Consider the following 26,728-nt stretch of genomic DNA (forward strand, 5'->3'; position numbering starts at 1 on the left):
GAATGGGATGAGGAGGTGATCGGGGAGCGGGGATCAGGCCTGGGGCCAGGTGATCCACGTCCCGGGCACGGGATCGTCGAGGCGGCGCAGGTCACGCCGGCCGAGCACGCGCCGGTCCAGCAGGGCGCGGGCGGTCATCCTGGCCACCTCCACGGCGCCGTCGGGCCTGAAGTGGGTGTTGTCCTGCTTGCCGTCGGGGTAGTTCGGCGACTCGCCGGGCTCCAGCCAGTTGAAGTACGCCTCGGTCCCGTCGGGGCCGAGTTCCTGCCAGCGGGCGAGGGAGAGCGCCTGGAGGTCGAGCAGGGGCACGTCCTCCTCGGACGCCAGGGCGCGCATCGCGGCGGGGTACTCCCCGTGGGTGGGTTTCGCGGTGCCGTCCTCTGCGAACCGTCGCCGCTCGACCGGGGTGAGCAGCACGGGTTCCGCGCGACGGGCGCGGGCGCCCTTGACGTACTGGCGCAGATACTCCTGGTAGGTGGTGTACGGGTCGGTGCCTCGGGCGGGGTCCTCGGTCTTCTCGTCGTTGTGCCCGAACTGGACGAGGACGATGTCGCCGGGGCGGACGCCGTCCAGGAGGGCGGTGAGGCGGCCCTCGTCGATGAAGCTCTTGGAACTCCGGCCGTTCATGGCGTGGTTGGCGACGGTGAGCGACCGGCCGAGGAAGAAGGGCAGGGCCATGCCCCAGCCGGTCTCGGGCGCGGCGTCCGCGTATTTCCGGGCCGCCGTGGAGTCGCCCGCGATGTGGAGTGTCCGGGGCCGGGGCCTGCCGCCATCGCTGTGCGCGAACGCGGGAGTGGCGGAGAGGGCGAGGGGCAGCGCGAGGAGCGCGGCTGCCGTCCGTCTGCGGGTGAGTGACACAGGTCGACTGCCTCTCTCGGAGGTCGGACGTGTGGTGGGGCGTGGGAAGAGGGACCGGCGGCGGGGTGCGACCCGGACCGCCGCCGGTCCCCCGTTCGGTGGGGGTGGGGCTGGAGTGGGGGGCGGCCGGGATCAGCCGTTGCCCAGCTCCGTCCACTCCTTCTGGGCGGCGTTCAGCTCATCGGCCATCTTGTCGAGGAAGTCCTTGGCCGTGACCTTGCCGAGAAGCAGCTTCTGGAACTCCGGCTCGTTGTCGGCCTTGCTGATGTTGTTCCAGTCGGGCAGGTAGTACGGCAGGTCGACGATCTTGGTGGAGCCGTCGGTGAGGGCCTTCGCGGCGAGCGCCGTGGGCTCGGTCTCGTTGATCCACGGGTCCTTGGCCGCTTCGGTGTTGGCCGGGATGGCGCCCGCGGACTCGTTCCACTTGCTGTTGGACTCGTGCGAGGCCGCGAACTCGATGAACTTCCAGGCAGCGTTCTTGTTCTTGCTGGACCGGAAGAGGCCGAGACCGTCGACGGGGTTGGAGACCTGGACGCGCGTGCCGCCCTCCCCGATGGGGGCGGGTATACCGGCGAACTTGTCCTCGCCCAGCGCCTTCAGGTGGTCCTGGTAGGAGCCGAGGTTGTGGCTGAGCATTCCGATGGTGCCGGTGTCCCACTGGGCGACCATCTTGGTGAAGTCGTTGTTGACGTCGGCGGCCGGCGTCGTCTTCTTGAAGAGGCCGGCGTACTTCTCCAGTGCCGCGACGTTCTTGGGGTCGTTCAGGGTGGTCTTGTCGCCGTCCCAGAACTCCGTGATGCCGGTCTGGCCGTAGATCGCGTCCAGGGCCTGCGCGATGGAGCCGGCGCCGCCGCGGATGGTGTAGCCGAACTTGTTGTTCTTCGCGTCGGTGAGCTTGTCGGCGGCCTCGTAGAACTTGGGCCAGGTGGTGGGTGCCTCCAGCTTCGCCGCCTCGAACAGGTCGGTGCGGTACCAGAGGGCGCCGTTGTTCGCGGAGGTCGGGACGGTGTACATGTCGTCGCCCCGGCCGGCCGCGGCTCTGACGCTCTCGACCATGTTCTCGACGAGCTTGCCCTTCAGCTCCGACTTCTCCAGCCGGTCGCTGATCGGCTCCAGTGCCTCCTGGGACACGATGTTGGCCAGGTACGCGGTGCCCACGCCGCCCACGTCGGGCAGACCGCCGCCCGCGATGGCCGTGTCGTACTTGGACTGGACGTCGGCGATCGGGATCGGGACGTACTTGACCTTGATGTCCGGGTTCTCCTTCTCGAAGTCCTTGATGATCTCGGTCCAGATCGCGGTGCGCGGGCCACCGTTGTTGTCCCAGAAGGTGATCTCGCCCTTCCCGCTGCCCTCCGTGCCTGAGCTGCTGCCGTCGTCGCCACAGCCGGTGGCCGCGAGTGCCAGGACCGCGGTGAGGGACACCGCGGTCGCGGTACGCCCCCGGAACGTCTTCGAGATGTTCATGTCGGCTCTTCTCTCTCGGAATCTGTACGCGTTCGTGGGGGGAGGTCAGTGGTGTGTGCGGTACGGCGTGACGCCGACGCGTTTCCGTCGACCCGCATCCCGGGTCACGCGCTGCGGTCCGGTGGCGGCCGTGAAGGCCGGGGCCGTGAACAGCGTTCTCACTCTGGTGCGCTCGGTACGGAGGTGCGTCATTGCGGCTCCCATACAGCGGTGCGGAGGTCAGACGGTGCGAGATCCCGCGGTGGTGCGGAATGTGGTGAAGCCGGCGGTTCCGGACGGCCCGGTCCCCGCGGGCGCGGTGGCGAAGAGGCCCAGGAGCGCTCCCACCCAACGCCAGGGGGTGGCCGCGAAGACCTGGCCGGAGGCCTGGAAGCCGGTCCCGTCGCCGGTGTCGGCGTAGAAGCGGCAGCGGGCGCCCCGGGTGACCTCGATACGGACGCGGACGGCGGCCCCGGGCGCGGGGCGCGGGTGTTCCGCGTCCCGCTCGTGCTCGGCGACCGTCTCGGCGTACCGGTGCACGAGCCTGGCCGTCCCGTCGGCCCCGGCCTCCAGGCCGATCCACGAGAAGGCGTCCCCGAGCACGGCGAGCCCGGCCTTGGCCCCGGGTTCGGCGGAGTCCAGCGTGATGCCGGTCTCCACGGTGAACTCCTCGGCCGGCAGCCGCTGCACCAGGACGTTGGGCAGGGCGCGCAGGTCATGGGCGTACGCGGTCCGTACGCAGCTGAGGCGCAGCCCGTCGCCGCCGTGCCCGACCGTCCAGCCGGGCCGCGGGTTGGCCGTCCACTGCCACTGCCGGCCGTAGCGGCCGCCGGGGAAGTCGTCGCCGGACGCGGGGGCTTCGACGGGCTGCTCGGGGGCGGTGGGGCGGCGGTGTGTGAGGACGGGCTCGCCCTCGTCGCCGATGACCGGCCAGCCTCCCTCCCAGCGCATCGGCTGGAGGTGCACCACACGGCCGTACGCTCCGCGGGCCTGGAAGTGCAGGAACCAGTCCTCACCGGCGGCTGTCCTGACCCAGCCGCCCTGGTGCGGGCCGTTGACCTCGGTGGTGCCCTGCGCGAGGACGACCCGCTCCTCGTAGGGCCCGTCGAACGTCCGCGAGCGGAAGGCGCCCTGCCAGCCGGTCTCCACTCCCCCTGCCGGGGCGAAGATCCAGAACCAGCCGTCGTGCCGGTAGAGCTTGGGGCCCTCCAGGGTGAACCAGCCCGGGATCGTGTCGGCGTCGACGAGGGTGGTGCCCTCGTCGAGCAGCTCCCGTCCGTCGGGGCTCATCCGGTGGCCGGTGAGCCGGTTCTTGATGCCGGAGCGGGACTTCGCCCAGGCGTGCACCAGGTATGCCTCGCCGGTCTCCTCGTCCCACAAAGGGCACGCGTCGATCAGGCCCTTGCCGGACTTCACGAGGTGCGGGGCGCTCCAGGGACCGCGGATGTCCTCGGCGTTGATCTGCTGGATGCCGTGGTCGGGGTCGCCCCAGAAGATCCAGAAGCGTCCCGCGTGGTGGCGCAGCGAGGGCGCCCACACCCCGCAGTCGTGGCGGGGCACGGCGAAGTCGGCGTCCGGTCCGATCCGGTCGAGGGCGTGGCCGACCAGGGTCCAGTTGACGAGGTCACGGGAGTGCAGCAGGGGCAGTCCGGGGACGCGGCCGAAGCTGGACGCGGTGAGGTAGTGGTCGTCGCCGACGCGCACGACGTCGGGGTCGGACCAGTCGGCGTTCAGGACCGGGTTGCGGTAGGTGCCGTCCCCGAGGTCCGCCGTCCAGGGCATCGTCATGCGGAGACCGCCTTGCGGACGTGGGCGGCCGCGGTGTCCCGGTCGAGGCGTCCGTCGGCGACGACGGTGACGACCCGGCGCACGACGGTGTCCCCGGCGGGGACGGCGAGCCGGCGGTCCGCGGCGAGGGAGGAGCCGACCCCGGGGTATTGGGTGGTCCGTACGAACCACGGGTCGCGCCGGGTCTCGTCGGTGGCGCCGGCGAAGACCAGCGTCCAGCCGTCCCCGGCGAGGGCCAGCCAGTCGGCGGCCTTGCCGTGGACCGCTTCCTCGCCGTCGAGCGTTCCGCTGAACACGTCGGGCGGCGCTGCCTCCTTGGGGGCGCGCCAGAAGAAGCCGCCGTAACCGGCGCCGGGGCGGCCGTTGGTGGCGGGGCTGCCGATGGAGAGGTCCGTGGAGCCGCGGTTGGAGAGGGAGAAGGAGAAGTCCAGCGCCCAGGCGGTGCCGGAGATCTCGGCCACGGCGACCGTGCGGTGCTCGCGCAGCAGTTCGGCGCCGTCGGCCTCCCAGCTGAGCTCCTCCACGAAGCCGTCCGGGTCGCGCAGCTTCCAGCCGAGGTGGCGCTGGGTCCCGTGGTTGTCGAGCGCGGTGGGGCCCTGGCCGCGGACGAAGGTGCGGCCGCCCCAGAAGTTGTGTCCGGACACGTCGGGCACCGCGACGGACGCGCCGAGGTGGTGGATGTGGTCGGCCGGACGCTCCTCGGTGACGAGGGTGCCGGCAAGCGTGGTGACGGGGTGCAGACGGGGGCGGCTGTCCGTCTCCTGCCCGTAGCCGTAGCGGCCGACGGGGCGTCCGGCGCAGCTGAGGAGTGCGCTGGTCATGGGGTGCTCACCTCGCTGGGTCGCGCCCAGGAGGCGCCTAGTTCGGAGAAGAGGGTGAGGGTGTCGGCGGCGGCGGCGACGGTGCCGTCGATGCCGCGCACGATGCGCCGTACGCCGTCGCCGGTGTCGGCGGGCCGGGTGTGCCAGGCGGTGGCGGGCAGCGCGGTGGGTTCGGGGGCGGTGCGTACGGCGTCGAGGACCCGCATGAAGGCGCCGGTGCGCTCCGGCGGCACGAGGAGCGCGGTGCCGTTCTCCAGGTGGTCGACGAGGTTCTCCAGGAGGTCGGTCCGCCCGTGCACGGTCTCCTCGGGACCGTGTCCGGCGCGCTGGACGAGGACCCGGTCCTGCTTGTACCAGAAGGTGACGCGGCCGCGGTCGCCGTGGACGATCACATACGGTTCGCCGGCCTCCTCCGCGCAGAGGGTGACCGCGACGGTCACCGGCAGCCCGTCGGTGGTGGTGACCCGGACGCAGCTGGTGTCGTCGGACTCGATGTCGTGGGCCCGGAAGAGCTCGGTCTCGATGGACGCGACGTCCTCGGCCGTCCCCCGGTCCGCGAGTTCGAGCGCGGTGGCGACGGCGTGCGCCAGCGGGTTGGTGAGCACCCCGTCGACCACGTCGGTCCCGCCCATCCGGCGGCGCCCGGCCCAGGGCGCGCGCCGGAAGTAGGCGTCGTCGCGGACCCAGGCACCGGCGGCTCCGATCCCCCGCACGGTGCCGATGGCCCCGGTACGCACGAGGTCCTTGACGGCGGTCACGGCGTGCGAGCCGAAGGACTGGAAGCCGATCTGGCAGGCCACGCCCGCCTCCCGCACCCCGTCGGCCATGCGGGCGTAGTCGTCCCAGGTCGCGGCGGGCGGCTTCTCCAGGAGGAGGTGCACGCCCCGGGCCGCCGCGGTCAGGGCCAGCGTGGTGTGGGTGGGGATGGGGGTGCAGACGACGGCGGCGCGCGCGCCGGTGGAGTCCAGGAGGGCCCCGAAGTCGGCGGACTGCTCGGGCATCTCGTCGGCGAACATGTCGAGTTCGGCGTCGGTCAGCGGGTTCAGTTCGCAGACGCCGGCCAGTCTGACCAGGCCCTGGTGCTGGAGGCGGCGGATGTTGGCGAGGTGCCAGCGTCCGTGGCCGCGGGCGCCGGCCAGGACGATGGGCACAGGAGTGGTGGTCACGCCCATCGGGCCGCCTCCCCTCTCCGGAGCTCGTGGGTCATGTCCCTCATCCCTTCACGGCGCCGGCGCTGAAGCCGGTGATGAGCCACTTCTGGATGAAGGCGAAGACGATCACCACGGGCACGGCGGCGATGACACCGCCCGCGGCCAGCGCCCCGAGGTCGACGCTGTCGGCGCCGATCAGGGTGTTGAGGCCGACCGGGATCGTCTGCTTGTCCTGTTCGCTGAGGAACATCAGGGCGAACAGGAAGTGGTTCCAGCTGTGGACGAAGGCGAACGAGCCGACCGCGATGAGTCCGGGGCGCAGCAGCGGCAGGACGACGGCGCAGAAGGCCTTGAAGCGCGAGCAGCCGTCCACCCAGGCGGCCTCTTCGAGGGAGACCGGCACGTTCTTGATGAAGCCGCTGATCAGGATGATCGACAGGGGGAGCTGGAAGACGGTCTCCGCGATGACGACACTCCCCAGGGAGTTGATCATCTGGAGGTTCTTGAAGATCTCGAAGAGCGGCACGAGCATCAGGGCGCCCGGGATGAACTGCGAGCAGAGCAGCGCCAGCATGAAGGCGCCCTTGATCTTGAAGTCGAACCGGGCGAGGGCGTAGCCGCCGGCCAGCGCGACCAGGGTCGTGGCGATCAGTGTGGCGACGCCGACGATCATGCTGTTCTGGAAGAAGACGGCGAAGCTGCGCTCGTTCCAGACCTTGGAGAAGTGCTCTCCCGTCATGGGCCAGGGCACCAGCGAGGTCGAGCCGGCGGGCCGTACGGCGAAGAGGAGCATCCAGTAGAACGGGATGAGCGTGAAGAGCAGATAGATGCCGAGGGGCACGTAGATCTGCCAGCGCGGTACGTCGTCGAAGGCGCGCTCGCGCTTGGAGCGGCGGTGCGAGGAGGGCGGCGGGAGGTCGTTGCCCCCGGACGGTCCCGGCGTGCGGGTGTCCTTCTTCTCCACGAGTGCGGCGGTCACTTGTTGTCGCCTCCGAACTTGCTCAGGCGCAGATAGACGATCGAGCAGAAGAGGAGGATCACGAATGCGACGGTGGTGAGCGCGGAGGCGTATCCGAAGTCGTGGCCCTCGATGCCTGTGTTGGCGACGTAGAGGGGCAAGGTGGTGGTCTCGCCCGCCGGTCCGCCGCCGGTGAGGGTGTAGAGCAGGTCGACGTTGTTGAACTCCCAGACCCCGCGCAGCAGGGTGGCCAGGATGATCGCGTCGCGCAGGTGCGGGAGCGTGATGTGGAAGAACTGCCGCAGCCGGCCCGCTCCGTCCACCGACGCCGCCTCGTACAGCTCCTTGGAGACGGACTGGAGGTCGGCGAGGATGAGGATGGCGAAGAAGGGGACTCCGCGCCAGAGCTCGGTGACGGTCGCCGCCCAGAACACGGTCCCGGTGTCGGAGAGGACGGAGGTTCCGTACTCGCCGAACCCGGCGTCCGCGAGGTAGCGGCTGAAGCCGGTCGAGGAGTTGTAGAGCAGGATCCAGATGGTGCTGGTCAGCACGCCGGAGACGGCCCAGGGCGAGAAGACCATGGCGCGGGATATGCCGCGGCCGATGAAGGTCTGGTTGACGATCAGCGCGAGGGCGAGGCCGAGGGCGAGCTGGAGGGTGACCTGGGTGAAGACCCACTGGGCGCTGAAGGTGAGCGTCGGCCAGAACTGCTCGTCCTCGGTGAAGATGCGGGTGAAGTTGTCGAAGCCGGCGAAGCCGTTCCGCCACGGCTTGGTGACGTTGTAGTTCTGCAGGCTGTAGTAGAAGACGCTGATCACCGGGTAGGCGATGAAGCCCAGCATCAGCAGGCCCGCCGGCGCGATCAGCAGATACGGCAGGCGGCGTGGTGTGGCTGAGCGGCGCTTGGACGCCTTCCCCTTGGGGGGCGGTGTGGCCACGGCTGCGGATTGGGCCATGACGCGTCTCCGATCTCTGGAAAGTGCTGGATGTGCCGTTCTTTCGGTGCGTGGTGCAAGCGCTTACCATTTGCCGTTCGGCATCCCGGACGGGGTGGCGCGCGGAATTCTCTTCGCCCGGTTCAGCCCGCGTACGGGTCGGGCACTTCTCCCTGCCGTGCCAGGAACGCGAAGTCGCATCCGGTGTCGGCCTGGGTGATCTGGTCCTGGTAGAGCGCGCCGTAACCGCGCCCGTAGCGGGCGGGCGGCTCGGTCCACTCCGCCCTGCGGAGTTCCAGCTCCTCGTCGCTCACGTCGAGGTGGAGCAGCCGCGCCTCGACGTCCAGCGTGATGCTGTCACCGGTGCGGACCAGGGCGAGCGGTCCGCCGACGAAGGACTCGGGCGCGACGTGCAGGACACAGGCCCCGTAGCTGGTGCCGCTCATCCGGGCGTCGGAGATGCGCACCATGTCCCGTACGCCCTGCTTCAGCAGGTAGTCCGGGATCGGCAGCATGCCGTACTCGGGCATGCCGGGGCCGCCCTTGGGGCCGGCGTTGCGAAGCACCAGCACATGGTCGGGAGTGAGGGCCAGGGCCGGGTCGTTGATGGTGCGCTGCATCTCCTTGTAGTCGTCGAAGACGACCGCGGGCCCGGTGTGGCGCAGCAGGTGCGGCTCGGCGGCGATGTGCTTGATGACCGCGCCGTCGGGGCAGAGGTTGCCGCGCAGGACCGCGACACCGCCCTCCTGCGCCAGGGGGTTGTCGCGCTCCCTGATGACGTCGGCGTCGTGGACGAGCGCCCCGTCGAGCTGTTCGCGCAGCGTGGCGTGCGCGACGGTGGGCCGGTCCAGGTGGAGTACGTCGGTGAGCCTGGCCAGGAATCCGGGCAGCCCTCCGGCGAAGTGGAAGTCCTCCATCAGGTACTTGCCGCCGGGGCGGAGGTTGGCGAGGACGGGCACGGTGCGGGCGATGCGGTCGAAGTCGTCCAGGGTGAGCTTCACCCCGGAGCGGCCCGCCATCGCGATCAGGTGGATGACGGCGTTGGTGGAGCCGCCCAGGGCGAGGACGGTGGCGACCGCGTCCTCGTAGGCGTCCGCCGTGAGGAGCTGCGACAGCTTCAGCTGCTGCCACACCAGTTCGACGATGCGGAGCCCGGACTGTGCCGCCATGCGGTCGTGACCGGAGTCCACGGCCGGGATCGAGGAGGCGCCCGGCACGGTGACGCCCAGCGCCTCGGCGGCGGCCGTCAGGGTCGAGGCGGTGCCCATCGTCATGCAGTGGCCGGGCGAGCGGGCGAGCCCGTTCTCCAGTTCGGCCATCTCGCAATCGCCGATCAGGCCGGCCCGCTTGTCGTCCCAGTACTTCCACATGTCCGTGCCGGAGCCCAGGACCTCGTTGCGCCAGTGCCCCGGCAGCATCGGGCCGGCGGGCACGAAGACCGTCGGCAGGTCGACGGAGGCGGCGCCCATCAGCAGCGCGGGCGTGGACTTGTCGCAGCCGCCCAGCAGCACCGCGCCGTCGACGGGGTAGGAGCGCAGCAGCTCCTCCGTCTCCATCGCCAGCATGTTGCGGTAGAGCATCGGGGTCGGCTTCTGGAAGGTCTCCGAGAGGGTGGACACCGGGAATTCGAGCGGGAAGCCGCCCGCCTGCCAGACGCCCCGCTTGACCGCCTGTGCGCGGTCGCGCAGATGGACGTGGCAGGGGTTGATGTCCGACCAGGTGTTGAGGATCGCGATGACCGGCTTGCCCAGGTGCTCCTCGGGAAGGTAGCCGAGCTGCCGGGTGCGGGCGCGGTGGCTGAACGAGCGGAGCCCGTCCGTGCCCCACCACTGGTGGCTGCGCAGCTCCTCGGGGGCGATGCGGCCCGCCGTGCCGTTGTCCGTCATATCGACCACCCGGCGACCAGACCGGCGACCTCGGCGCGCTGCTCCTCGGGAAGCGCCCGGCTCGGTGGGCGTACGTCGCGGCGGCAGAGCCCGAGCGAGGCCAGGGCCTCCTTGACGACCGTCACGTTGTTGGCGGACTGGCGGTCGGCGCGCAGGTCCTCGAAGCGGCGGATCTGTTCCCAGACCTTCATCGCCGCGAGGTAGTCGCCCGCCCGCAGCGCCTCCAGCATGGCGAGTGAGACACCGGGGGCGACGTTGACGAGTCCGGAGGTGAAGCCGCTGGCCCCGGTCGCGAAGTAGGACGGGGCGTAGAGCTCGGCGAGCCCGGCGACCCATACGAACCGCTCCAGGCCGGCGTCCCGGGCGAACGCGCCGAAGCGGGCGGCGTCCGGGACGGCGTACTTCACGCCGATGACGTTGGGGCAGCTGTCCGCGAGCTCGGCGAGGCGCTCGCCGGCGAGCAGCGGGTTGCGGATGTACGGGACGACCCCGAGCCCGGGAACGGCCTCGGCGATGGCCCGGTGGTAGTCGATCCAGCCCTCCTGCGAGACGTAGGGGTGCACCGGCTGATGCACCATCACCATCTCGGCCCCGGCGTCCCTGGCGTGCTCGGCGGCGGCCACGGCGGTCGGCACGTCGTGGCCGACCCCCACCAGGACCGTGGCGCGGCCGCCGGCCTCCTCGATGGTCAGCTCGGTGACAGCGCGTCGCTCGTCGGGGGTGAGTGCGTAGAACTCACCGGTGTTGCCGTTCGGGGTGACGATGCGGACGCCGCCGTCGAGCAGCCGTCGCAGCAGTGCGCGGTGCGCCGGGACGTCGATGCTCCCGTCCTCGGCGAACGGGGTCACCGGGATCGCGACGACGTCTGCGAGGGCCGCCTTCAGCGGGGAGAGGTCCATGCGGACCAGCCTTTCGTCGAGGTGCTGGCAATCCGTGTCCAGCGGGTGGTTCACGCCGTGTCACCCCCGTCTTCGTCGTCGGGGAAGGCACGGCGTACGAACGATGCGATGTGGTCGTGCAGAGCCCCGGCGGCGGCCGCCGCGTCGTCGGCGAGGGCGAGCCGCAGGATCTCCCGGTGCTCGGCCGCCTCACGCTCCCAGGACGGGATCGCCGACCAGGCCACGGTCGACACGAGGGCGGCCTGGTCGCGGATCTCGTCGAGCATCCGGGCGAGCAGCGGGTTCCCGCAGGGCAGGTAGAGAGCCCGGTGGAAGTCCCGGTTGGCGAGCGACCTGTCCGCCTTGTCGATCGCCGAGTCGGCACGCTCCAGGGCCTCCTGCGCCGCTTCCAGCGACACCTTGCGGGTGATGGAGCGGCGCAGCGCCTCCGGCTCCAGGAGCAGGCGCACGTCGTACACCTCCCGGGCCATGGTCGCGTCGACGAGCCGCACGGTGGCGCCCTTGTACTGGCTCATGACCACCAGCCCGGTGCCGGCGAGCGTCTTCAGCGCCTCGCGTACGGGCGTCTTGGACACCCCGAACTGCGCGGCGAGTTCGGTCTCCACGAGCGCTTGCCCTGGCTGCAGCTGCGCGGTGAGGATCGCGTGCTTGATCGCCTCCAGCACGTACTGGGTCCTGGACGGAATCGGGGCAGGCGCAAAGGTCATGGGTGAAGAGCTCTCACATCTCGCGTATCGCGTCTCATATATGACGTACGAAGTACGACGCGATGAAGCTAGAGCGGTGGGAATGTTTCGTCAACGCTTCTGGCAAAAGAAGTTCCGCGAACGTGGAAAACCGCACCCTCCGGGGGCGGCCCGCGCACCTCCGGGCGGACATGACTCAGGCCCCGGCCGCACGCCGGGGACCTGAGGTCCTGAGGGTGGGAGCGTTCCGGGGTCAGCCTCCGCGGACGGCGGACAGGGCGGACGCCACGGCGCTCAGGTCCGGCCCGGAGGCCAGGCCCGCGTGGTAGAGGCGCAGTTCGTCCGCGCCGAGCGAGGCCGCGTGCGCGGCGTCGCGCTCCAGCGTGCCGGGGCTTCCGCCCATGCCGCTCACCACGTTGAAGTTGGCCGCCAGCACCCCGGACGCCCCCGCGAACGGCCCGAGAACGGCCTCGCGTGCCGTCGCGCCGCCGGTGCAGGGCAGCACGACGCCGTCCGCCGTCGAGAGGATGTGCGCGGGGTCGACCCCCACGTTGGCCCCGGTGCGGTAGGAGGCGGGATCGGCGTGGAGCAGGACCTGGAAGTCCGGCCCCGGCGCCGCTGCCCGTACGGCGGCGACAGCGGCCTCCTGGAGCCTTCTGGCCACGGGGGCGCGCCAGCGCAGGGTGGCGTCGGCGAAACCGGCTCCGAGCAGCTTCTCCACCCCGGCCCAGCCCTGCTCACCGGAGCCGGACCCCGCCCAGACCGTTTCCAGCGCGTGGCGCACGGCGGCGCGCAGCTCCTCGGCGTCCTGCCCCACGGAGGCGTAGCCGGCCCGGCAGTCGGCACAGAAACAGAGGGACATCAGATACTGCGCCGCGTCCCCGAGCGCGACCCCGGAGGTCTTGTCGTGGGCGTGCAGATGGGCGAAGCCGTACCAGCCGCACGATTCCAGCTCGGTGCCCGACGCTCCGGGGCGTACGGCCGCCTCCGCCGCCAGGTCCACCAGGTAGGTGTGGACGGCGGGCTGCGCGATACACGGCGCCCAGGGGTAGCGGTCGCCGTAGGCGTTGACCACGGAGGTGTCCGGATGCTCCGCGCCCAGGCGCGAGTTGTGCGCGAGGACCACCCAGGAGTGCACCTCGAGACCGGCGCCCGCGAGGGCCTCGGCCGCCTCGGCGTACGGGTCCTCCCCCGCCACCCAGGACTGTGCGTAGGGGCGCAGCTCACGCCCCGCCCAGCGCGTGGCGTCCGGCGGGTAGAGCACCGCCGCGTGCTCGGCGGTCACGATCCGGCGGCCGGGGTGGCGCGGGGTGAGCGCCCGGGTGGAGTGGTAGGCGGAGGCGAGCGTCACCTGCTGGACGCCGAGGCCGGCGAGGCGGGCGGGGGCGTCCGGATCCCCCACGACGTCCCACGGGTACAGGAACGCCGAGGCCTTCACTTCGCCTCACCCGCGCGGTACTTCTCCAGGAGCGCGCGGCCGTCGGCGATGATCGAGGTCAGCTCCTCGATGTGCGCGGCCGGGGGCTCGGTGAGCGGGGTGCGCACCGTCCCGACGGCCAGGCCCTCGAGCCGCACGGCCGCCTTCACGAGCGAGACCGCGTAGCCGTGGCCCTTGGCACGGAGTTCGACGAGCGGGCGGTAGAAGTGGTCCAGCAGCGCGTTGACCAGGTCGTCGTCACCGGAGTCCAGCGCCCGGTAGAACGCCAGGGCGATGTCGGGGGCGAAGGCGAAGACGGCGGAGGAGTAGAGCGTGACGCCGATGCCCCGGTAGGCGAGCCCGGTGAGCTCCGCCGTGGGCAGGCCGTTGAAGTACAGGAAGTCCTGGCCGGGCAGCCCGGTGCGTACGGCGCTGACGATGCGCTGCATCAGGTCGAGGTCGCCGTAGCCGTCCTTGAGGCCGATGATCCCGGGAGTCCGGGCCAGGGCCACGACGGTCTCCGGGGTGAAGACCGCGTTGTCCCGCTGGTAGACGACCGTCTCCAGCGAGGTCGCGGCGGCGAGGGCGGTGTAGTGGGCCAGCAGCCCTTCCTGGCCGGCGACGACGAGATAGGGCGGCATGGCGAGGAGCCCGTCCGCCCCCGCCTCCTCCGCGAGCTTCGCGTACTGGATCGCGAGCGCGGTGCCGTAACCGGCGCCGGCGACCACGGGCACCTGGCCCGCGGTCTCCTCGACGGCCGCACGGACGACGAGCCGGAACTCCTCCGGGGCCAGTGCGTGGAACTCGCCGGTGCCGCAGCAGGCGAAGACGGCCGCGGCACCGGCGTCCACGCCCTTGCGCACGTGCGCGCGGAAGGCGTCGAGGTCGACGGCGCCGTCCGGCCCGTAGGCGGTGACGGGGAAGAAGAGCGGCCCGGCGACGTCGGTGAGTCGGGCGGCAAGAGGGGCTGAGGTCACGGGCGCTCCCTGTGCAGTTTGAGTCGTGCACAATTATGATCGGTGTCCATATCTCTGAACGCCGCCACGCTAAGGCAGCCGTACGGCGCCGGTCAAGACGCGTACACCCGACCTCGGGTCGGACCAGCCCGGAGCGAGCGACACTTGACGCGGTCCGCCGCGACTTCTTAGCGTGTCCACGCATGTGAATGCTGCCCATGAATTTGACGCATCGGGCGGTCGCAGGACTCCGGCGTGCCCCGCGCACCCCGCGGCCCCGCACGCCCGCCCCGCGCAGCACCGCATCGCCCCGTCCGCGCACGCCGCGCCCGCGCCCTGCGCCCGCACCGAGGAGATCCCCGAATGCCAGCTCCGCGCACCGTCCTTCTCACCGGCGCCGCCGGCGGCCTCGGCACCCTCATGCGGGGTCTGCTGCCCGCGTACGGCTACGACCTCCGGCTCTTCGACGTCACCCCCATCGAGGGCGAACCGGACGCCGTCACCGCCGACCTCGGTGACAAGGCCGCGCTGCGGGAAGCGGTACGGGGCGTCGACGCGGTCATCCACCTGGCGGGCATCTCCCTGGAGTCCTCGTTCGACAAGATCCTGCGCTCCAACATCGAGGGCACCTACAACCTCTACGAGGCGGCACGCGAGGAGGGCGTCGGGCGCATCGTGTTCGCCTCCTCGAACCACGCGATCGGCTACACCCCGCGCCCGGTCGCCGGTGACCCGCTGATCCCGGTCGACACCCCGCGCCGCCCCGACACCTTCTACGGTCTGTCGAAGTCCTTCGGCGAGGACCTCGCGCAGTTCTACTGGGACAAGCACGGCATCGAGACCGTCTCCGTGCGGATCGGCTCCTGTTTCATGGAGCCGACGTCGGTACGGATGCTGTCCGTCTGGATGAGCCCCGGCGACGGTGCGCGCCTGTTCCACGCGGCCCTCACCGCGAAGGACGTGCGGCACACGGTGGTCTACGGCTCCTCCGACAACACCCGGCTCTGGTGGGACCTGACGACGGCCCGCTCCCTCGGCTACGAGCCGCAGGACGACTCCGAGCAGTACGCGGAGAAACTCGTCGCCGAGCACGGGGAACTGGATCCGGCGAACCCCGACCATGCCCACATCGGCGGCCACTTCGTCACGGACCCGCCGATCTGGCCGTACTGACCCGGCGTCCGGCGGCACGGACGGTCGCGTCTGCGACCCTGTAACTGTGCAGGGTCACGGCGGCGGCACGGCCCGGTAGTTTCTGCTCCGCCCGCCCCCGGAGACGAACCGGGGGCGCGTTCAGAGGGGAAGGAAACCTGATGCTCCACAAGCGCATCGCCGCCGCTGTCGTCGCCCTGGCCTCCGTCGGAGTCCTCGGCGTGTGCACCAGCCCCGCCGCCGCCGCGACATCCGACGGGTGGATCAGGGGTTACGACGCCTGGGCAGACGACTTCAACGACGAGGGCCCTCTGTCCACCTGGCTCCACCCCGACTCCAACGCCGCCTGCATGTGGCAGCGGATCCTTTACGCCGAGGGCGCGACGCTCGACGACGGCAGCCGTTTCGAGCTCCCCGGCATCGACGGGCATTTCGGTTCGCGCACCGACCAGGCGACCAGGAGTCTTCAGCGGCGCTGGGGACTGGATGACGACGGGATCGTCGGTCCCGACACGCTCAGGAGGGCGATCGACCAGCCCGGCACGGTGTTCCGGGGCATGTACGAGCGGTCCGGCAGCACCGAGCCGGGCGAGACGCTGTACCTGGGCTACGTCGGCAAGCACCACAGCGAGTCCTTCAGGCGCAACACCGAGGGCAAGTACCTCTTCCTCGACCGTCAGAGCACCTGGCGCCAGGCGGGTTACGACTACCACACCTGCCAGGACGTGAACTGAGGGCTGCCGCGCAGCCGGGGGCACCGGTAGTTCACGCGACAGGACCGGGGCATGCGGGCATCATGCCCGCATGCCGCGCTCGTCATGGCCCGCTGGACGGGCGCGTACCGGCACGGCAACGAGCGCACCGCCCGCGAACACCCCCGCAACCGGGCGCGCGGCAGGCGCTGAGCCGTACGGATCAAGTCCGCGAAGGTAAGGGAACGGCAAAGCCGGGTCGTTCGTTACCCCGTGCATGACCGCAATGACCCCCGGCTCGAACATCCCTCTCTCCGCCGCCCGCGTGGCGGTGGACGTCGCCGCCCCGGTGCGGCTCGACGTCTCGGGCCTGCTGCTCACCGCCGACGGCAAGGTGCGCTCCGACGACGACTTCATCTTCTACAACCAGCCCTCGGGCCCCGGCGTGACCTACCGCTCGGGCGGCGGGTCGGCGCCCGACGCGATCGTGGTGGACACCGCCGCGGTCCCCCCGGGCATCGAGAAGATCGTGGTCACGGCGAGCCCCGACGCCGCGGGCCAGACCTTCCAGGGCGTGGAGCCCACCGCCACCGTGCGCAACGCGGACGACGGCAGCGCCCTCGCCACGTTCACCCCGCCGCAGCTGGGCGGCGAGACCGCGCTGGTGGTCATCGAGATCTACCTGCGCAACGGCGCCTGGAAGGCCCGCGCGGTCGGCCAGGGCTACGCGAACGGGCTGGCGGGCATCGCCACGGACTTCGGCGTCTCGGTGGAGGAGCCCGCCCCGGCCGCCGCACCCCTCGCACCGCCGGCCGCTCCGCCTGTGGCTCCCCCGGCCGCCGCACCCGTCGACCCGCGGATCGCCCCGCCGGCCCCCGCGGCGCCGCCCGCACCGCCGGCCCCCGCCGGCTCCGGCAAGATCAACCTCGACAAGGGCCGCGTCAGCCTCCAGAAGAACCAGACCGTGTCCCTGGTCAAGGGCGGCAAGCCGCTGCTCTCGCAGGTGAAGATGGGCCTCGGCTGGGAGCCCGCGTTCCGCGGCAAGGACATCGACCTCGACGCCTCGGTGATCGCCTACGGCCCCGATCGCAAGCACCTGGACAGCTGCTACTTCGGCAAGCTGTCCATCCTGAACGGCGCGATCAAGCACTCCGGCGACAACCTCACCGGCGAGGGTGCGGGCGACGACGAGGTGATCGTCGTCGATCTCGGCCGGATCCCCGCCGACGCGACCGGTCTGGTCTTCACGGTCAACTCGTTCACCGGCCAGAAGTTCACCGAGGTCGCCAAGGCCTACTGCCGGCTGATCGACGCGGCCACCGGCGAGGAGCTGGTCCGCTTCGACCTGACCGGCGCGGAGCCGCAGACCGGCGTGATGATGGCCAAGCTGATCAAGCAGTTCTCCGGCGAGTGGGAGATGACCGGAATGGGCGAGTTCGTGAAGTCCCGGACCGTCCGCGGCATGGTCAAGCCCGCCGCGAAGGCGCTGTAGCACCGCCGTCCCCCCGGAAACGGCTTCCGGGGCACCCGCGGGTTCTCCCCTCAGGTGCCCCGGGTCCGGACGGTGTCCGGTGGGACGCGGTGCGTGCTCGTTCGCTCTCTCAGAGCTTGGTCAGCTTGGAGTACGGGCTCAGGATCCTCCCCTGTCGCCCCGAGAAGTCGATGAGCACTGCGTCGTTGTCGCCCTCGACAGCGAGGACTCGGCCGAGTCCGAACTGGTCGTGCGACACCCTGTCGCCCACATCGAAGCATTCGACCGGTGGGGCCGCCTGGGCCGGGCGGTTGAAGGGACTGGAAGGCAGGTGACGCCGGGAACCGGCTGACTGTTTCATTACGGTCGAGTATGCGCCCTGTAAGCGTCCGACGCCATGCCCGACCGCTCCGGAGCGGGCAGTAGTGCCGCATTCGTAATCAGCGGTTCCAGGGCCAGTCCGCGCTCCTGCCCGCTTCCAGCAAGGGCACCATGCGGAACGCCGCGTCGGAAAGCCCCCCGAAGGTGTGGCGGTTCTCGCTTCCCGACGGCGCGTGCCCGACCCGGTATCCGGCGAGGTTCCAGGTGTAGACGGGCACCTCCGCGGGGATTCCCTCGGTGGCATCCCCGTAGTGGGTGAACGAGGCCTGCTCGTCGGTGACGATCAGCACCCGGTCGTGCCCTCGGTAGTGCTTGCGGACCGCCTGCACGGTGTTGGTGCCGCCCAGGTCGCCGAAGCGCTCCAGGATCTTCAGCACGGACTCACCCTTGCGGCACTCCACCTCCCGGCTGCCCGTGCCGAACTGCACCAGGTCGGCGTCCGCGGCCCGCAGCGCCAGTGCCGCGCCGAAGACCGCCGCGGCGTCGGCCCGGTTCAGGAGCGAGCGGTCGGAGAGCGGCGACCACATCGAGCCGGACCGGTCGACGAGCACCAGGGTGCGGCCGGGCAGCGCGGGGACATGGCCCAGCGAGTGCCCGAGCGCCTGCTCCAGCGGGTAGGCCCACCGCAGCGACGGCGCGTGCTGGTACGCCGCGAGGTAGCGGAAGGGGAACTGCCGCGAGGCGGCGACCGCCTCCGGGTCGCTGATCCTCGCCGCCACCCCGGCCGCGGCCTCGTCCGACACGCCCGCCTCGTCGAAGTTGCGCAGGTTCCGCACGAGCGCCATCGCGCCCATGGACGGGATCACGGCCTCCCAGGCCGCGGCGTCCATCGGCCCCTGCAGCCAGCCCGCCAGCGCCTCCCAGGTCATGCCCGCCTCCGCCAGCCGGTCCGCGCCGCCCGGCCCGGTGACCACGGCGCGGCGCTCGGCGACCGGCAGCGCCATCAGCGCCCGGTGGGCGGTCAGCGTCCGGTCCGACGCTGGCGGCTCGGCGTCCTCGGGGTGGTGCCTGCGGTCCAGGGCGTACCGGAACAGGTCCCCCTGCCACGGCTTGGCGGGGTCGGGCGCGGCATGCACCAGGTTGAGTACGTCGCCGAAGCGGTAGCCCTTGGACGCCGTGTCGTACTTCAGCAGCGTCCTGCCGCTGTAGAGCCGGCGTACGGCGTCGGCTGTCCCGCGCTTGACCGGCTTGGGCACGGCCCGGCCGTACCGTGAGGTCCAGTATCCGAGCAGTTCACCGGGCTCGTCCGCGCGCAGCAGCACGGAGTCGACGACCTGCCGGTTGGACGGGCCGTCCTCAGCGCCGGCCTCGAGCCGCGCCTTCACGTATTCGGCGGCGCCGACGACCGACGCCGTACGCATCCGGCCCTCGGTGCGCAGCCAGCGCAGCAGCCCCGCGGTCCACTCCGGGTCCTCGACGGCGAGCGTCCGCACCAGCGTGGCGAAGCGGGTGTCGCGTCCTTCGCCGTCCTCGTAAAAGGTTTCCTGCGACACGAAGTTGGCGACGGCGAGCAGATAAAGTTCGGACCTGCCGTCCCGGAGACGCCCCACGGCGCCCTGGTGGTTGCGCGCGGTGTGCCCGGCGGACTGAACGGGCGAGGTGACGCGGGGCCGGGCGGAGCGGGTGTTGAAGCGTGCCATCGGTGAATTCCCCCGCATTCATGGAGGAGGGCACAGCGAAGAAGGGGTGCCCGAGATCAGGAGTCGGCGACGGTGCCAGTCCGATGCTCTATCCACTTGAGCTACCGGCCGAGGCCGGGCGGGACTCGAACCCGCAACCGTCAGATCCAAGAAGTATCCGTCGCCTGCGCACCGGGCACCCCGGCGCTCGTGCCTCCCGAGATCAGGACGGCCGCGGCGTGATTTCGGGAAAGGAAGTAGCCGCTGCCTTCGCACCGGGAGGTGCGTGGCCCCGACTCTAGGAGAACGCCTGTGCGGCGCGCGAGGGCTTTTTCCCCGCGCGCCGCACAGGCGGGTGTGTCAGTACTTGTTCGGCTGACGCTTCCACGGTCCCGTGATGGCGAGCATGATGCCCGGGGTCTGGATGTTGGCGAACAGCGTCTTCCCGTCCGGGGAGAAGGTGACCCCGGCGATCTCGCTGTAGGAGGGGTCCTCCTCCGTGCCTGCGTTGAGGTCGTTGCGCGCGATCGGGTAGGTGCGGCCGCTGTCGGTCGCGCCGAAGAGGTGCTGGATCCCGTTGCCGTCCTCGGAGATGACGATGCCGCCGTACGGGGACACGGTGATGTTGTCCGGGCCGTCGAAGGCTCCGTCCACGGACGGGTCGGCGTTGACGCCGAGAAGGACCTTGAGGGTGACCGTGCGGCGCTTGGGGTCGTAGAACCAGACCTGGCCGTCGTGGGCCACGGGGCTCTCGTCCCGGGCGAACGAGGAGACGAAGTAGGCGCCGCCGTCGCCCCACCACATGCCTTCGAGCTTGCGGGCGCGGGTCACCTGCGTGTCGGTGAACTGCTTGCGCACGGAGACGGTCTTCGCGTCCCGGTCGGGTACGTCGACCCAGTCCACGCCGTAGACGGTGCCGATCTCCGTGGCGCGGGACAGGTCGTCGACGAACGCGCCCCTCTTGTCGTAGCACTTCGTGGCCTGGAGGACACCCGCGTCGTCGGCGAGCGTGCGCAGCTTCCCGCGCCCGTGCTTGAAGCCGTGCGGCGGGACCCAGCGGTAGAGCAGGCCGTTGGGGCCGGACGCGTCCTCGGTCAGGTAGGCGTGGCCGCGCTTCGGGTCGATGACGACGGCCTCGTGGGCGTACCGGCCGAACGCCTTGATGGGGCGCGGGTCGCGGTTGGCGCGCTTGTCGTACGGGTCGACCTCGAAGACGTAGCCGTGGTCCTTGAGCAGGCCGTTCTTCCCGGCCTTGTCCTCGGTCTCCTCGCAGGTGAGCCAGGTGCCCCACGCGGTGCTGCCGCCGGCGCAGTTGGTCGACGTGCCGGCGATGCCGACCCACTCGGCGGTACGGCCGTCGCGGCGGGTCTCCACGACGGTGCAGCCGCCGGCCGCGACCGGGTCGTAGACGAGGCCCTCGGTGAGCGGTACGGGGTACTCCCAGCCGGCCCGGGTGCCGGAGAGCTCGTGGTTGTTGACCAGGAGAGTGACACCGCGGGCACCCTCGAAGGCGGCGGTGCCGTCATGGTTGGAGGGGGTCGGCTCGCCGGTCTCCAGCTTGGTGACCCCGCTGTGGGTGATGACGCGGTACGAGAATCCGGCGGGCAGCGCGAGGATGCCCTTCGGGTCGTCGATCAGCGGGCCGTAGCCCAGCTCCTTGCCGTGGCCGTGGCCGTGGCCCTTGTCGTCGTCGCCGTGGCCGTGCCGCGAGTCATCGGCGGCCAGGGCGCCGGGTGCCGTGGCCAGGGCGCCGACGGCACCGGTCAGGGCTATCCCCGCGCCGGTGAGGGCGGACTGTCTGCTGAATTCCCTGCGAGTGATCGGCATGGCGGGCTCTCCTGGTGCTGCGTGGCCGGGTGGGTTGGCGTGATCACGTTCCCTCCCCCGCACCAACACCAGCTGAACTCCATCGGGCGCACCGGGGTCCTGTGTCCCAACCCGGTTTCCGTCCCAGGACAAACCCGCCCAACGGCGCGGCCGCGACCGGCCGCGGCCGGTGGTGCCTGGCCGGAAAACGCCGGTCCGAGCCGGCCGCCTCCGGCGCGGGGCGTGGAGGCGGCCTGCGAACGGATCAGCCGCGGCCGAGGACCTTGCGGGCGGTCCCGAGGTCGAGGAGGGCCGTCTCCCCCGTGGAGTCGCTCAGGCCGTCGTTGTCGGTGACGGCGTAGACGCGGCCGTTGCCCGCCACGGTGAGTCCTTCGAGCTTCTCCTGTGTCCAGCCCTTCGTGGCCCGCAGGTCCGGCAGCACGTCGTGGGCGAGGGTCTTGGGCAGGACGGTGAGCTCGCCGTCCGGGCCCGCGGTCCTCGGCAGGCCGACCGTGTAGATCCGCTTGACCTCGGCGGCGGGGCCGTTCAGCTTGTCGCGCTCGATGACGGCGAGCCTGTTCCCCGCCACGGTGATCTCGGACAGGCCGATCCAGTCGCCGGGCGTGGTGGTGGTGCCGAGCCGGTAGCCGTACCAGCTCCAGGTGCCTGCCCGGACGTCGTAGCGGCCGAGCCGGACGACGCCGTCCGGGTCGGTCGCGACCTGGCGCTGAAGGGCCGCCCAGACGATCTCACGGCCGTCGCGGTCCGTGGTGGCGGTGACGCCCTCGAAGCCCTGGGGGCCGAGGCCCGAGGCGACGTCGGACGGGAGCGGGACGACCTGCCGGGTGACGCCGTGGCGGTCCAGGCGCACCAGCTGGTTGCCGGCGCCCGTCCTGCCCTCGACGGCCAGCCAGAAGCCGCCCTGCGGGCGGGCGTGGATGCCTTCGGCGTCGTAGCCGACGGGCTTGCCCGCGGCGTCCTTGACGGTCAGCTCGCGCGTGATGACGGCCGGTTCGCGGTCCGCGTCGATCGTCAGGACACGGGTGGTGGAGTACGCCGCGTCGGTGACGGTGTACAGCTCGTCGGCGCGGCCCGGCACGGCCGACAGCGCGCCGAGCGCGCCCCATCCGATGGGGGCGCCGGTGGAGTCCGGGCCCGAGACCAGCGAGGGGAAGGAGGGCGTACCCCTGCCCAGCTCGAACAGGCTCACCGAGGCGCGCACCCCGGCCTCGGCGTCGTCCTCCTCGCTGGAGACCGCGAGCAGTCCGCGTGAGGGGATGGGCAGCAGGCCTTCGGGGCCGTTGGTGGCCGGCAGCACCTGTCTGAAGACCGGCCTGGTGGGCTTGCTGACGTCGTACACGGCGACGAAGTTGCTGCGCTCGGAGCCCACGAAGGCGTAGCGCACCCCGTCGTAGGTGGCGACGGCCAGCCCTTCGGGCTCGGTGCCCTTGTTCTCGGAGCGGTCCTCGTTCAGCAGGCCGTGGCGCGCCGCGATGTGCTCGAAGCCGTTGCCCGCGTCCCAGGCCACCTTGCCGGTACGGCTGTCGAAGACGGTCCAGCCCCGGGTGCCGCCCTTCCAGTCGCCCTCGTTGGCGGTGGCCAGGTAGCGGTCGTCGATCCAGCCGAGGGCGTCCGGTTCGCGCGGCACGTCGGTGAGGGATCCGGTCCGGTCGATGACGCCGTCCTCGACGGTGTCGACGCCGTCGACGGATGCCGTGCCGGCGCTGAACGCCTTGGTGAGACGCCCCGACGCGAGGTCGATCATGACGACGCCGTTGTTCTCCTGGAGGGTCACGGCGAGCTGGCCCCGGCTGTTGACGGAGACGTACTCCGGCTCCGGGTCGGTGGGTTCGGTGATTCCGGCGGCCGTGAGCAGGGGCAGCGCGGAGCCGTCCGCCCGGGTGAGCGGCACCGCGCGGGTGGTCCACCGGGCGGGCGAGGGACCCTCGAGGTCGACGATCCGGACGGACCCGGCGGGTGCCTGCGGGAGGTCGCCCTCCTCGCCGCCGGGCGGGGTGGCCTCCTCGTCGCGCTCGTTCTCGATGGCGACGGCGGCGTACCGCTCGTCCTTGCTGACCGCGATCGAGTCGGGCTGGCCGCCCAGGTCGTGGCTGGCCACCCGCTCGCGGGTGGCCAGCGAGATGACGTCGAGGCGTCCGGACGGCCGGCTGTTGCTCGCGCTGGTGTTCACGACGACGAGGACGTGACGGCCGACCACCGAGACCGAGGTGGGCTCGTCCTCGGCGTCGCCCGGTCCGGCCAGGGAGAGCGTGCCGAGTCCCTCCGGCCGGCCGGCGTCGCTGATGTCGAGGAAGCCGATCCGCCTGGCCGCGGCGTCCGTGTAGACGAGTGTGCGGCCGTCCTCGCTGGTCGCGGAGATCTCGGCGACGGTCTGATCCGCGGCATCCTCACCGGCCGGCCGGTTCTGGAACACGGGGTAGGTCGCGGCGCGTTCGAAGGCCAGGGGTTTCCGTCCGCGGTCCCCGCCGTGCGTCTGACCCGCGTTCGCCACACCTGCGCCCGCCAGGGTGCCCGCGGTCACGGCCAGGACCGCGAGTGCGGCACAGGTTCTCTTCGGGAGCATCGTTCCTCCGGTTCGGTGCACTGGGAGACCGGATGCTCGCAGCCGTGAACCATGGCCGATGGGCGGCTCGGTGAACGGACGGGGAAGATCAGGCACATCGCCGGAGACCGACGGGCCGCGGCAGCACTTCCGCCGCGGCCGTGCCGGATCCGCGCGCGTCAGCTCGGGTGCCGCGACCGCGCCTTGTACGCCGCCTTGCGGGCGGCCTTCGCGGCGCCGCGGTCGCTGTGGAGGCGGCCCATCGCCTCCAGGACCTCGGCGGTCGCCGGGTGCTCCACCCGCCATGCCTCGTCGAAGAAGCCGCTGTGCTGCCCGGAGAGCCCTTCGACCAGCTCCTGGAGCTCGTCCAGGTCTCCGTCGGCGTCCAGTTGGGCGGCGATCGTGTCCACGGCCAGCCAGAAGATCATCGACTCCGGCGGTGCCGGCACATCCGCCGCGCCGCGCTCCGCGAGCCAGACCCGCGCGAGACCGCCGAGCTCAGGATCACCGAGCACCGCGCGCACGGCGGGCTCGGCCTCCGGGCCGACCAGCGCGAGGGCCTGCTGGCAGTGGAGCCTGCGCAGCGGTGCGCGCCGGTCGTCGCCGCGTGCCGCGTCCAGGAGCTCCACCGCGGCGGCCTGTGCCCCCTCGGCTCCGCGCCGGCCGAGCCAGAGACCGACCTCGGTGCGCGCGGCCTCCTCGGGGTAGTACGCGATGCCGTCGAGGAGGGCGTCGGCCCCCTTGCCGACGAGGTCACCGACGGCGGGGGCGTCCACGCCGGCCTCCAGCATCCGCTCCCGGATGCCGTAGAGGCCGAGCGGGGTCAGCTTCACCATGCCGTAGCGGGTGACGTCCTCGTCGTCCGCGGGCGGTGTCGCCTCCTCGCCCTCCTCGGTCAGCAACGTCTCGTCCACCGGCCGGTACTCGACGATCCCGATGGGTTCGAGGACCCGGAACTGGTCGTCCAGCCGCATCATCGCCTCGGACACCTGCTCGAGGACGTCGTCGGTGGGCTCCCCCATGTCGTCGGGCACCACCACGGACGCGGCGAGGGCCGGCAGCGGCACGGGGCCGTCGGCGGGCCCGGCCTCCGAGAGGGTCAGCAGATAGAGGTTGCCGAGCACCCCGTCGAGGAAGTCGGCCTCCTCCTCCGGGTCCCAGTCCAGGGCGTCGAAGTCGACGCTGCCGTCCTCGCCGATGAGATCGGCGAAGTCGTCGAAGGCCGGGGCGGTGGCGTCCGCGTGCACGGCCTCCAGCCCGTCGAGCCAGATCGCGAGGACGTCCTGCGGGGATCCGGAGGTCAGCAGCGCCAGGTTCTCGCCGGCCGTGACCGTGCCCTCCGCGTCGCCCTCCCCCGTCCCGTCCGCGTCCTGCGGGTCCTCGAAGTCGACGAGTCCGGTGTCGACTGCGAGGCGCCAGGCCTCACTGGCGTGGGCGGCGCCGTCCTCGTCGTCGTCGAGCCCGAGGTGCCGTGCGGCCTCCGGCAGCTGCGCCTCGACGAGCTCACCACCGGCGCCGACCCGGGTGGCGGGCCCCGCCCAGCGGGCGAGGCGGGCGGCGCGGGCGAGCAGCGGAGCGGCCAGCGCGTCCCGTGCCAGCTCGGCCTCGGTGTGCAGCCGCACAGGCGGCAGGGAGGGGCGCTCTGCGGACATCAGGGGATTCTCCTCGGGGCGTGCGCGGGCTGTGTGCGAGGGGCCCGGCCCCGGTGCGTACGGGGCCTTGGCCGCCCTCCAGCCTAGACGCATTTCGTCCCGAGCCGCCCGGTTCCACTACAGGCCGGACGCGAGGCTGAGCGCGGTTGTGTAGCGGTGGACGCCGCCACCGGTCACGCCCGGATAGTTCTGGACCCGCTTCCACTGCGGCGTAAGGGTTCCGATGCCTTCTCCGCCCGACGTGAGCGCGTCGATGTGCGCCTGCGCGGTCTCCCACTCGGCGTAGTTGAGCACCCGGTCGCCCGCCGTACCGACGTGGAAGTGGGCGGAGATGCCGCCGGGTGCCGGCTCCGGATCGGTTTGCAGGGCCTCGAACACGCCGTCCACCCAGTCCCGTTGGCGGGCGGGGTCCGGTCCCGCGAACTCGACGTCCACGATCACCACGCACCCCGGGTCACGGGTGTCGCCCCCCAGGAGCCCCGAGCGGTACAGCTCGAACGTGTGCAGCCCGAGCCGCTCGATGCCGGGCACCGCCGCGTCGATCTCGGTGACACGCTCGTCACGGCCCGTGCGGACGAATTCCCGGTAGACGGATTCGTCGGCCCACTGCGAGTAGTGGAGCAGCGTCTTCCCGTCCTCCCCGGTGTGCACGGTGTACGAGAGGAGCCCGGGGTGCGGCCACTCGCGGGTCGCCCAGGCGGCACGGACGGCCTCGACCGTCCGGAGCTGCCGTTCGGGGGTGCCGACCTCCCAGGTGCTGACCTTGACGATCCCCGCGTCGGAACGGGTCAGCTCAGGGCGGGAGTTGAACTGCACGGCAGGCATGGCGTGATCCTCTCCGGCGCACCACGCGGTGCGCCTCCGACCACCACCCTCGTACGTCAAGTGCGCTTGAGGTCAAGGCCGTTCATCCGGTCGCTCCCGCACGCCAGGCCGTCGTGTTCAGCTCGTCCATGAGGCGTATGTCGTGGCCCTCCAGCGGAAAGACGCGTGCCCCGGTGTCCGGGGCGGCGGATATCTCCAGGGCGTCGCCCTCGATGAGGTCACCACCCTCCTTGGTGGAGACCCAGGCCAGGGTCGATGTGACGCTCGCACCGGGCTTCAGCATGACCTCCTCGGGCCCCTCGTCGTTGCCGAACATCGACCCGCCCGCGTTCACGGGCACGGGGATGCGTTCACCTTCGTCACCCAGCGCCCGGACGGACGGGTAGCCGTGGACGCGGTAGGGACGCTTCCCGCAGTTGGTGAGCGTGAGGACGACGGCGCGGTGGAACATCGCCGTCTGTACGGGGCCCATCTCCACGACCACTCCGGAGGCGGGGCAGCCGGCGGCCGGGGCGACGGTGGTGGGCGCTCCCTGCGCGGGGGCGTCGCTCGTCGCCCCGGCGCCCGGGGCGGACTCTGCGCCCGGCGCGGGCCCGGTGCCCGTCGGCCGCGTCGTACGGGTGGGGCCCGGCGAGGGGACCGGCTCCCCCTCGCCCGCGGGGACGAGGAAGCCGGCACAGCCGGACAGCGTGAGCGCGGCCGCCGCGAGCACGGCGGCCGAGATCGTTCTCCGTACGCGCATGCCCTGCACCCACCCCCGGGACGG

General features: G+C 71.6%; 22 protein-coding genes. 3 read left to right on the forward strand and 19 right to left on the reverse strand.

Annotated elements, in window-relative coordinates; translation table 11 throughout:
• Nucleotides 1-33: 33 nt before the first annotated feature.
• The 12 genes from ACZ32T_RS00530 to ACZ32T_RS00585 all read right to left on the reverse strand — a co-directional run bounded on the left by ACZ32T_RS00530 (nt 34) and on the right by ACZ32T_RS00585 (nt 13,822).
• Nucleotides 34-858: a rhamnogalacturonan acetylesterase gene (locus ACZ32T_RS00530; protein WP_467364657.1), complete on the reverse strand. Its 825-nt coding sequence runs from the start codon at nt 856-858 to the stop codon at nt 34-36.
• A gap of 132 nt (nt 859-990) precedes the next feature.
• A complete protein-coding gene (locus ACZ32T_RS00535; RefSeq protein ID WP_467364659.1) occupies nt 991-2,325 on the reverse strand; it encodes an ABC transporter substrate-binding protein in 1,335 nt (444 codons plus the stop codon).
• A gap of 219 nt (nt 2,326-2,544) precedes the next feature.
• A complete protein-coding gene (locus ACZ32T_RS00540) occupies nt 2,545-4,092 on the reverse strand; it encodes a glycoside hydrolase family 43 protein (protein WP_467267461.1) in 1,548 nt (515 codons plus the stop codon).
• Nucleotides 4,089-4,913, reverse strand: coding sequence for a DUF6807 domain-containing protein (locus ACZ32T_RS00545; protein WP_467267459.1), 825 nt, complete (start codon nt 4,911-4,913; stop codon nt 4,089-4,091). Before ACZ32T_RS00545 ends, ACZ32T_RS00540 begins: the two co-directional genes overlap by 4 nt.
• Nucleotides 4,910-6,079 (reverse strand): Gfo/Idh/MocA family protein, encoded by a 1,170-nt coding sequence (locus ACZ32T_RS00550; protein ID WP_467364662.1) that lies wholly within the window; start codon nt 6,077-6,079, stop codon nt 4,910-4,912. The genes ACZ32T_RS00545 and ACZ32T_RS00550 overlap by 4 nt, the downstream gene beginning before the upstream one ends.
• Before the next feature lie 46 nt (nt 6,080-6,125).
• The gene (locus ACZ32T_RS00555) at nt 6,126-7,043 is read right to left on the reverse strand and encodes a carbohydrate ABC transporter permease (RefSeq protein ID WP_467267455.1); all 918 of its coding nucleotides are present in this window, start codon (nt 7,041-7,043) and stop codon (nt 6,126-6,128) included.
• Nucleotides 7,040-7,978 carry a carbohydrate ABC transporter permease gene (locus tag ACZ32T_RS00560; protein ID WP_467267453.1) on the reverse strand — a complete coding sequence of 313 codons (939 nt, stop codon included), beginning with the start codon at nt 7,976-7,978 and terminating at the stop codon, nt 7,040-7,042. Before ACZ32T_RS00560 ends, ACZ32T_RS00555 begins: the two co-directional genes overlap by 4 nt.
• 122 nt (nt 7,979-8,100) lie before the next feature.
• Nucleotides 8,101-9,843, reverse strand: coding sequence for an L-arabinonate dehydratase (gene araD / locus ACZ32T_RS00565; protein WP_467267451.1), 1,743 nt, complete (start codon nt 9,841-9,843; stop codon nt 8,101-8,103).
• Nucleotides 9,840-10,742, reverse strand: a complete 903-nt coding sequence (locus tag ACZ32T_RS00570; RefSeq protein WP_467267606.1) for a dihydrodipicolinate synthase family protein — start codon at nt 10,740-10,742, stop codon at nt 9,840-9,842. Before ACZ32T_RS00570 ends, araD begins: the two co-directional genes overlap by 4 nt.
• 50 nt (nt 10,743-10,792) lie before the next feature.
• Nucleotides 10,793-11,449, reverse strand: a complete 657-nt coding sequence (locus ACZ32T_RS00575; RefSeq protein WP_356712040.1) for a GntR family transcriptional regulator — start codon at nt 11,447-11,449, stop codon at nt 10,793-10,795.
• Nucleotides 11,450-11,681: 232 nt separating this feature from the next.
• Nucleotides 11,682-12,866 (reverse strand): hypothetical protein, encoded by a 1,185-nt coding sequence (locus ACZ32T_RS00580; RefSeq protein ID WP_467364664.1) that lies wholly within the window; start codon nt 12,864-12,866, stop codon nt 11,682-11,684.
• Entirely contained in the window at nt 12,863-13,822 is a 960-nt protein-coding gene (locus ACZ32T_RS00585) for a 5-dehydro-4-deoxyglucarate dehydratase (protein ID WP_467364665.1), read from the reverse strand. The genes ACZ32T_RS00580 and ACZ32T_RS00585 overlap by 4 nt, the downstream gene beginning before the upstream one ends.
• Nucleotides 13,823-14,164: 342 nt before the next feature.
• Here ACZ32T_RS00585 and ACZ32T_RS00590 point away from each other — a divergent pair, with 342 nt between their 5' ends.
• The 3 genes from ACZ32T_RS00590 to ACZ32T_RS00600 all read left to right on the forward strand — a co-directional run bounded on the left by ACZ32T_RS00590 (nt 14,165) and on the right by ACZ32T_RS00600 (nt 17,137).
• Nucleotides 14,165-14,974, forward strand: a complete 810-nt coding sequence (locus ACZ32T_RS00590; RefSeq protein ID WP_356712048.1) for an NAD-dependent epimerase/dehydratase family protein — start codon at nt 14,165-14,167, stop codon at nt 14,972-14,974.
• 140 nt (nt 14,975-15,114) lie between these two features.
• On the forward strand, nt 15,115-15,687 hold the full coding sequence (locus ACZ32T_RS00595) for a peptidoglycan-binding domain-containing protein (protein ID WP_467267445.1): 573 nt from the start codon (nt 15,115-15,117) through the stop codon (nt 15,685-15,687).
• 235 nt (nt 15,688-15,922) lie between these two features.
• Complete coding sequence (locus tag ACZ32T_RS00600; protein ID WP_467364666.1) at nt 15,923-17,137, forward strand: TerD family protein; 1,215 nt, start codon at nt 15,923-15,925, stop codon at nt 17,135-17,137.
• Nucleotides 17,138-17,246: 109 nt separating this feature from the next.
• Here the strand turns inward: ACZ32T_RS00600 and ACZ32T_RS00605 are convergent, their stop codons facing one another.
• From ACZ32T_RS00605 to ACZ32T_RS00635, 7 genes are all read right to left on the reverse strand, one after another.
• Entirely contained in the window at nt 17,247-17,477 is a 231-nt protein-coding gene (locus ACZ32T_RS00605) for a hypothetical protein (RefSeq protein ID WP_014156926.1), read from the reverse strand.
• 79 nt (nt 17,478-17,556) lie between these two features.
• Nucleotides 17,557-19,137, reverse strand: a complete 1,581-nt coding sequence (locus ACZ32T_RS00610; RefSeq protein WP_467364668.1) for a TROVE domain-containing protein — start codon at nt 19,135-19,137, stop codon at nt 17,557-17,559.
• Nucleotides 19,138-19,476: 339 nt separating this feature from the next.
• The gene (locus ACZ32T_RS00615) at nt 19,477-20,943 is read right to left on the reverse strand and encodes an alkaline phosphatase PhoX (protein ID WP_467267439.1); all 1,467 of its coding nucleotides are present in this window, start codon (nt 20,941-20,943) and stop codon (nt 19,477-19,479) included.
• 244 nt (nt 20,944-21,187) lie between these two features.
• On the reverse strand, nt 21,188-23,506 hold the full coding sequence (locus ACZ32T_RS00620) for an esterase-like activity of phytase family protein (protein ID WP_467364670.1): 2,319 nt from the start codon (nt 23,504-23,506) through the stop codon (nt 21,188-21,190).
• Between the two features lie 158 nt (nt 23,507-23,664).
• A complete protein-coding gene (locus ACZ32T_RS00625) occupies nt 23,665-25,137 on the reverse strand; it encodes a hypothetical protein (protein ID WP_467267435.1) in 1,473 nt (490 codons plus the stop codon).
• 117 nt (nt 25,138-25,254) lie between these two features.
• Nucleotides 25,255-25,962 carry an antibiotic biosynthesis monooxygenase gene (locus tag ACZ32T_RS00630; RefSeq protein ID WP_467364672.1) on the reverse strand — a complete coding sequence of 236 codons (708 nt, stop codon included), beginning with the start codon at nt 25,960-25,962 and terminating at the stop codon, nt 25,255-25,257.
• An 82-nt stretch (nt 25,963-26,044) separates the two neighbouring features.
• Nucleotides 26,045-26,704, reverse strand: a complete 660-nt coding sequence (locus ACZ32T_RS00635) for a DUF4232 domain-containing protein (RefSeq protein ID WP_467267431.1) — start codon at nt 26,702-26,704, stop codon at nt 26,045-26,047.
• Nucleotides 26,705-26,728: the final 24 nt, after the last annotated feature.

This window comes from Streptomyces sp. NPDC023573 (assembly GCF_055559735.1).

Coding starts and splice junctions, on each gene's coding strand:
- ACZ32T_RS00540 (WP_467267461.1), bottom strand. CDS start 4,092: ATGACGATGCCCTGGACGGCGGACCTCGGGGACGGCACCTACCGCAAC.
- ACZ32T_RS00620 (WP_467364670.1), bottom strand. CDS start 23,506: ATGCTCCCGAAGAGAACCTGTGCCGCACTCGCGGTCCTGGCCGTGACC.
- ACZ32T_RS00595 (WP_467267445.1), top strand. CDS start 15,115: ATGCTCCACAAGCGCATCGCCGCCGCTGTCGTCGCCCTGGCCTCCGTC.
- ACZ32T_RS00600 (WP_467364666.1), top strand. CDS start 15,923: ATGACCGCAATGACCCCCGGCTCGAACATCCCTCTCTCCGCCGCCCGC.
- ACZ32T_RS00635 (WP_467267431.1), bottom strand. CDS start 26,704: ATGCGCGTACGGAGAACGATCTCGGCCGCCGTGCTCGCGGCGGCCGCG.
- ACZ32T_RS00615 (WP_467267439.1), bottom strand. CDS start 20,943: ATGCCGATCACTCGCAGGGAATTCAGCAGACAGTCCGCCCTCACCGGC.
- ACZ32T_RS00570 (WP_467267606.1), bottom strand. CDS start 10,742: ATGGACCTCTCCCCGCTGAAGGCGGCCCTCGCAGACGTCGTCGCGATC.
- ACZ32T_RS00535 (WP_467364659.1), bottom strand. CDS start 2,325: ATGAACATCTCGAAGACGTTCCGGGGGCGTACCGCGACCGCGGTGTCC.
- ACZ32T_RS00560 (WP_467267453.1), bottom strand. CDS start 7,978: ATGGCCCAATCCGCAGCCGTGGCCACACCGCCCCCCAAGGGGAAGGCG.
- araD (WP_467267451.1), bottom strand. CDS start 9,843: ATGACGGACAACGGCACGGCGGGCCGCATCGCCCCCGAGGAGCTGCGC.
- ACZ32T_RS00630 (WP_467364672.1), bottom strand. CDS start 25,962: ATGCCTGCCGTGCAGTTCAACTCCCGCCCTGAGCTGACCCGTTCCGAC.
- ACZ32T_RS00545 (WP_467267459.1), bottom strand. CDS start 4,913: ATGACCAGCGCACTCCTCAGCTGCGCCGGACGCCCCGTCGGCCGCTAC.
- ACZ32T_RS00610 (WP_467364668.1), bottom strand. CDS start 19,137: ATGGCACGCTTCAACACCCGCTCCGCCCGGCCCCGCGTCACCTCGCCC.
- ACZ32T_RS00625 (WP_467267435.1), bottom strand. CDS start 25,137: ATGTCCGCAGAGCGCCCCTCCCTGCCGCCTGTGCGGCTGCACACCGAG.
- ACZ32T_RS00575 (WP_356712040.1), bottom strand. CDS start 11,449: ATGACCTTTGCGCCTGCCCCGATTCCGTCCAGGACCCAGTACGTGCTG.
- ACZ32T_RS00605 (WP_014156926.1), bottom strand. CDS start 17,477: ATGAAACAGTCAGCCGGTTCCCGGCGTCACCTGCCTTCCAGTCCCTTC.
- ACZ32T_RS00590 (WP_356712048.1), top strand. CDS start 14,165: ATGCCAGCTCCGCGCACCGTCCTTCTCACCGGCGCCGCCGGCGGCCTC.